Genomic DNA, 5,381 nt, shown 5'->3' on the forward strand with positions numbered 1-5,381 from the left:
ACAGGCCTGGCGGTCGAGCGACCACGAGGCCCTCGATTCGTCAGGCAGCGCGCGTACGCGCTGCGATGAAGTCTTCGACCGCCTTCTGGTCGTTGGCAAGCACGCTCAGGCGCTCCTCGCGCTGGTAAAGGTCGGCCAGCCAGGCCGGCAGCGCCGGATCGATGCCCGAGGCTTCCCTCACCGCGGCGGGGAATTTGGCCGGGTGGGCCGTGGCCAGCGTCACCATGGGCGTGTCCCCCAGATGCGCCCGGGCGACGTGTACGCCTACTGCGGTATGCGGATCGAGCAGGTAACCAGAAGCGGCAAGGGTCGCGGCGATGGTGGCGCGCGTGTCCTGTTCGTTGGTGGTGCCGGCGGCAAAATCGCGGCGAATGGCGGCCAGTGTCGCTTCAGGAAGGGCAAAGCCACCAGACTGCTTGAGGCCATCCATCATGGCGCGCACGGCTCCCGCGTCGCGCCCCGCGCTTTCGAACAGCAGCCGCTCGAAATTAGATGAAATCTGAATATCCATGGAAGGGCTGATGGTGGGCTCCACCCCTGCCATTTCATAACGACCCGTATCCAGCGTGCGACGCAGGATGTCATTGGCATTGGTGGCAATCACCAGCTTTTGCACCGGCAGGCCCATGGCGCGGGCGCAATAGCCGGCGAAGATATCGCCGAAATTGCCGGTCGGCACGCTGAAGCTCACCTTGCGATAAGGACTGCCGAGCGATACGGCCGCGACAAAATAATAAACGATCTGCGCGACGATCCGGCCCCAATTGATCGAATTGACGCCAGAGAGGCGTACGCGGTCGCGGAAGCCGTGATTGTTGAACATGGCCTTGACGATGTTCTGGCAGTCGTCGAACGTGCCCTGAAGCGCGATATTGTGGACATTGGCGTCGAGCACCGTGCTCATTTGCAGCCGCTGTACTGCCGAGGTGCGTCCCTCGGGATGCAGGATGAAGATGTCGGTGGTGTCGCGCCCGCGAAAGGCCTCGATGGCGGCCGAGCCGGTGTCGCCGGACGTGGCGCCGACAATGGTGGCCCGGAGCCCGCGTTCGGCCAGAATATGGTCCATGACGCGGCTGAGGAACTGCATGGCGACGTCCTTGAACGCCAGCGTCGGCCCGTGGAACAGCTCCAGCAGAAAGTGGTTCGGCTCCAGTTCGACCAGCGGCGTCACCGAGGGGTGACGGAAGCCGGCATAGGCTTCCTCCAGAATGGCCCTTAGCTTGGCGGGGGCGATGTCGTCGCCGGTGAAACGGCTGATGATGGCATAGGCGACGTCGGCATAGGGCTTTCCGGCAAAGCCGGCGATCTCGGCAGGCTCGATCCGGGGCCAGCTTTGCGGCACATAAAGTCCGCCATCGGCCGCCAGGCCGGCAAGAACCGCGTCAGAAAAGTTGAGCACGGGCGCCTGGCCCCGCGTGGAGACGAACTGCATTCTGGGGAAGTGCCCTTTTAGAATTGGTGCAAACTAGTCAAACGAGGCGCGAACCGCAAGTTTAGCCGTCGCTTCGGCTGCCAGCGAACTGACGCCGCCCCCAGAAGGCGAGCATCACCACCGCGACGATGGCAAAACCATACCAGGTGACCGCATAGCCCAGATGGTTGTTCGGAAACTCCAGCACCGTCTCGCCGCCTTGCGGCAACTCGCCCGGCGCTCCCGCCGGCATATCAATGAAGAAAGGCGCGATGGGCGCCATGGCGGGGTCGACCATGGCGGCAAGACGCTGCGGGTCGCGCACCCATTCGATGCGGTCGGACGTGTTCGGCTCGGGCGTCATGAATCCCGCCCGCTCCCCCGCGCGCAACAGCCCGCTGATGCTCACCAGCGCATCGCCCGCCTCGCCATCGGTAACGGCGGCCTCCTGAAAGGCCTGGGGAATAAAACCGCGATTGACGAAAACCGTGCCGCCATCTGCGAGCGCAAACGGCGTCATCACCCAATAGCCGGGACCCGAGGCGGCGCCGCGCGCGCTGGAGAGATTGGTGAATACGGTGACGGTCTGGTTGTAGCCGAAGCGCCCGGCCAGCGTCACCGGCTGAAACACCAGTGCATCGCTGTCCAGATGCTCCCAATCGGCAACAGGCGGCACGGGAACGGGAGCCGAATGGATGCGCTGCTCGACGGCGGCGATCAGAGCTTCCTTTTCACCGAGGCGCTGCATCTGCCAGTTGCCGAGCCAGAGGCAGAGGCCAGCCAGCGCCAGCATCAGACCGATGAAAACCCAGCTCTTGATCGGCCGGGCGGCAGACGTGCTCATAGTGGTTTCATCCCATAGCGCTGGAAGCCGCAATAATTCCCGCCTTCCAGACGGATCGGGGCGCAGCTTGCGGCTGCGCCCCGTAAAAACGTGCCGGGCGGTGCTTAGTGGCTGATCGCCACGCCCCAGCTTCCCCAGACATAGATGGAGGCAAAAAGAAACAGCCAGACCACGTCCACGAAATGCCAGTACCAGGCGGCCAGTTCGAAGCCGAGATGGCGCTCGGGCGTGAAGTCGCCACGAATGGCGCGGATCAGGCAGACGGTGAGGAAAATGGTGCCCACCAGCACGTGGAAACCGTGCAGGCCCGTAGCCATGAAGAAGGTTGCGCCATAGAGATTGCCGGCGAAGGTGAACCCAGCCTCGCTATACTCGATGGCCTGCACCACGGTGAACACCGCGCCCAGCAGCACGGTCAGCACCAGGCCCCATTTGAGCCCTTCACGATCATTTTCCAGGAGCGCATGGTGCGCCCACGTCACCGTGGTTCCGGACGTGAGCAGCAGCAGCGTATTAAACAGCGGCAGGTGGAAGGGGTCGAACAGTTCCACCCCGACCGGAGGCCAATGCCCGCCGGTGGCGGCTACGCGCGCATATTGCTCGATATCGTCGAAGCGGAAGAAGCCGTCGAAATAGGCCCAGAAGAAGGCCACGAACAGCATCACTTCGGAGGTGATGAACAGCATCATGCCATAGCGGTGATGCAGCTGCACGACGGGGGTGTGATCGATGCCGTTATTGGCTTCCTTCACCACGTCGCTCCACCATGCGTACATGGTGTAGAGAATGCCGGCCAGGCCGATGGCGAAAACCCAAGGGGTCCAGTGGTGCATCCAGAAGATGATGCCCAGAGCGAAGACGAATACCGAGGCGGACATGACAAAAGGCCATGGGCTCGGTTCCACCATATGATAGTCGTGGTTCTTGGCTATGGCAGCCATGATCAGCTTCCCCCGTTGTCTGAAGCGTAGAAGGTATAAGAGAGGGTAATCTCTTTGATGGTGGCGAGCTCGTGGTTCTTGTCGAGCTCGGGATCGATGAAGAACACGATGGGCATCTCGACGGTTTCGCCGGGTTGCAGCGTCTGCTCGGTAAAGCAGAAGCATTCCATCTTGTTGAAATAGACGCCCGCCTTTTCCGGCGAGACGTTGAACACGGCCATGCCGCTGAGCGTCTTGTCGGAATTATTGGTGGCGATGTAGTGGACCGTGTCAACCGTGCCGATATTGTCGGTGACCGAGGAAGCCGCCTTGACCGTCCAGGACAGGTCGTTGGCGACGTTGGAATCGAACTGCACCGTCATCACCCGGTCGATCACGCCGCGCGGCGCCTCGCTGGCAATTTGGGGCGTGCCGGCAAAACCGGTCACTTGGCAGAAGAGCTGGTAGAGCGGCACGGCGGCATAGGCCAGGCCCACCATGCCTACGACCAGGCATGCGCCGATCAGCGCCACACGACGGTTGCGCCGCGCGGTAAGCGGTTCGGGGATGGAGTGGCTCGCATCCGCCATCACAAGGCCCGATCGAAGATAGCCGGCCCCATCTTGACGATGGTCAGCAGGTAGAAGGTGATGGTGAACAACGCCAGCGCGACGCCAAGAGCGATGGACCGGCGTCGGCGCGTCTTGGCGCGCGCGGCGGCAATTTCACGGCTTTCCGGCTTGACCTCACGGATTTCGTCGGGAGCGCTCATCAGGCCAGTCCTCCGAAGCGGGTCAGCAGATGATCGGTCATGAAGGCCAGGAAGACGATGAACAAATAGCTCAGCGAATAGTTGAACAAGACCCGCGCGGCCTTGCGCATGGCGACATCCTCGCGGGTGCGCAGCAACCGCCAGGCCAGAAGGCTGAACGAAACCCCGGTCACCAGCGCCACGATGGTATAGATCCAGCCGGCAAAGCCGAACACGGAGGGCAGCAGCGATGAGCCCGCCAGGATCAGGGTATAGACGAAGATCTGGAGCTTGGTGGAGTCATTGCCCGCCACATTGGGCATCATCGGTACGCCCGCCGCGCCATAGTCGGACTGCTTGTAGAGCGCCAGGGCCCAGAAATGCGGCGGCGTCCACAGGAAGATAATGAGGAAAAGCACCACGCTTTCGAAGGAGACGCCACCCGTCACCGCGGCCCAGCCGACGACCGGCGGAAACGCCCCGGCAGCCCCGCCAATAACGATATTCTGGGGCGTCGCGCGCTTGAGCCACATGGTGTAGATGACGGCATAAAAGAAGATGGTGAAGGCCAGAAGGCCGGCCGCCACCCAGTTGGTGGCCAGGCCCAGCAGCATCACCGATAGTGCCGAGAGCACCACGCCGAAAGCCAGCGCCTGCTCGGGCGTAATACGCCCTGCCGGGATGGGGCGATTGATGGTGCGGCTCATGATGGCGTCGATATCGCTGTCATACCACATATTCAGCGCGCCCGAGGCCCCAGCACCGATGGCGATGCAGACGATGGCGATGACGCCGATCAGCGGATTGATGCCGCCCGGCGCCACGACGAGCCCGACAATGGCGGTGAACACGACCAGTTGCATGACGTTGGGCTTCAGCAGCGCGATGTAATCCTCCACGCGCGCTTCGCCGGTCATACCGGTCAGGTTCCTGCTGTCGTCGATAAAAGCCACTGGCCTTGCCCTTGATCTTCTTGGAAGCGGGCCGCGCGAACGCGGCCCGATCTGTTTAGTGCGCGCTGGCGGGGTCGATCCGCGGCAGCGTCGAGAACTGGTGGAACGGCGGCGGGCTGCTCAGCGTCCATTCCAGCGTGGTCGCGCCGACACCCCACGGATTGTCACCAGCCGGACGCTTCTTCCGAGCGGCTTCCCAAGTGGCGTAGAAGAAGATCACCATGGCCACGAAGGTGATGTAGTAGCCGATCGAGGAGATGCGGTTCCAGAAGGCGAACGCGTCGGGGTAGTCGATATAGCGGCGCGGCATACCGGCCAGGCCCAGGAAGTGCTGCGGGAAGAAGATCAGGTTCACACCGATGAACATGGTCCAGAAATGCAGCTTGGCCAGGGTCTCATTGTACATGTAGCCGAACATCTTCGGATACCAGTAATACCAGCCGGCGACGAGCGAGAACACCGCACCCAGCGAGAGCACATAGTGGAAATGGGCCACCACGAA

7 protein-coding genes are annotated in these 5,381 nt (G+C 62.4%); all 7 read right to left on the bottom strand.

Features of this window, described 5'->3' with window-relative positions:
- Nucleotides 1-40: 40 nt before the first annotated feature.
- On the bottom strand, nt 41-1,432 hold the full coding sequence (gene thrC, locus VDP82_RS13300; protein WP_323015330.1) for a threonine synthase: 1,392 nt from the start codon (nt 1,430-1,432) through the stop codon (nt 41-43).
- Nucleotides 1,433-1,493: 61 nt separating this feature from the next.
- Nucleotides 1,494-2,255: an SURF1 family protein gene (locus tag VDP82_RS13305; protein WP_323015331.1), complete on the bottom strand. Its 762-nt coding sequence runs from the start codon at nt 2,253-2,255 to the stop codon at nt 1,494-1,496.
- 104 nt (nt 2,256-2,359) lie between these two features.
- Nucleotides 2,360-3,196: a cytochrome c oxidase subunit 3 gene (locus VDP82_RS13310; protein WP_323015332.1), complete on the bottom strand. Its 837-nt coding sequence runs from the start codon at nt 3,194-3,196 to the stop codon at nt 2,360-2,362.
- 2 nt (nt 3,197-3,198) lie between these two features.
- Nucleotides 3,199-3,765, bottom strand: coding sequence for a cytochrome c oxidase assembly protein (locus tag VDP82_RS13315; RefSeq protein WP_323015333.1), 567 nt, complete (start codon nt 3,763-3,765; stop codon nt 3,199-3,201).
- A complete protein-coding gene (locus VDP82_RS13320; RefSeq protein WP_323015334.1) occupies nt 3,765-3,947 on the bottom strand; it encodes a hypothetical protein in 183 nt (60 codons plus the stop codon). Before VDP82_RS13320 ends, VDP82_RS13315 begins: the two co-directional genes overlap by 1 nt.
- The gene (locus VDP82_RS13325; RefSeq protein WP_323015336.1) at nt 3,947-4,843 is read right to left on the bottom strand and encodes a heme o synthase; all 897 of its coding nucleotides are present in this window, start codon (nt 4,841-4,843) and stop codon (nt 3,947-3,949) included. Before VDP82_RS13325 ends, VDP82_RS13320 begins: the two co-directional genes overlap by 1 nt.
- Nucleotides 4,844-4,934: 91 nt before the next feature.
- Nucleotides 4,935-5,381: cbb3-type cytochrome c oxidase subunit I (locus VDP82_RS13330; protein WP_323015335.1), on the bottom strand; the 447-nt coding region annotated here is incomplete at its 5' end.

The sequence above is a fragment of the Devosia sp. genome (assembly GCF_034675085.1).
Classification (GTDB): Bacteria; Pseudomonadota; Alphaproteobacteria; order Rhizobiales; family Devosiaceae; genus Devosia.

Bases quoted from the DNA above. Each gene is read 5' to 3' on its own strand.
- VDP82_RS13310 (WP_323015332.1), bottom strand. From the start codon at position 3,196: ATGGCTGCCATAGCCAAGAACCACGACTATCATATGGTGGAACCGAGC.
- VDP82_RS13315 (WP_323015333.1), bottom strand. From the start codon at position 3,765: ATGGCGGATGCGAGCCACTCCATCCCCGAACCGCTTACCGCGCGGCGC.
- VDP82_RS13305 (WP_323015331.1), bottom strand. From the start codon at position 2,255: ATGAGCACGTCTGCCGCCCGGCCGATCAAGAGCTGGGTTTTCATCGGT.
- VDP82_RS13320 (WP_323015334.1), bottom strand. From the start codon at position 3,947: ATGAGCGCTCCCGACGAAATCCGTGAGGTCAAGCCGGAAAGCCGTGAA.
- thrC (WP_323015330.1), bottom strand. From the start codon at position 1,432: ATGCAGTTCGTCTCCACGCGGGGCCAGGCGCCCGTGCTCAACTTTTCT.
- VDP82_RS13325 (WP_323015336.1), bottom strand. From the start codon at position 4,843: ATGACCGGCGAAGCGCGCGTGGAGGATTACATCGCGCTGCTGAAGCCC.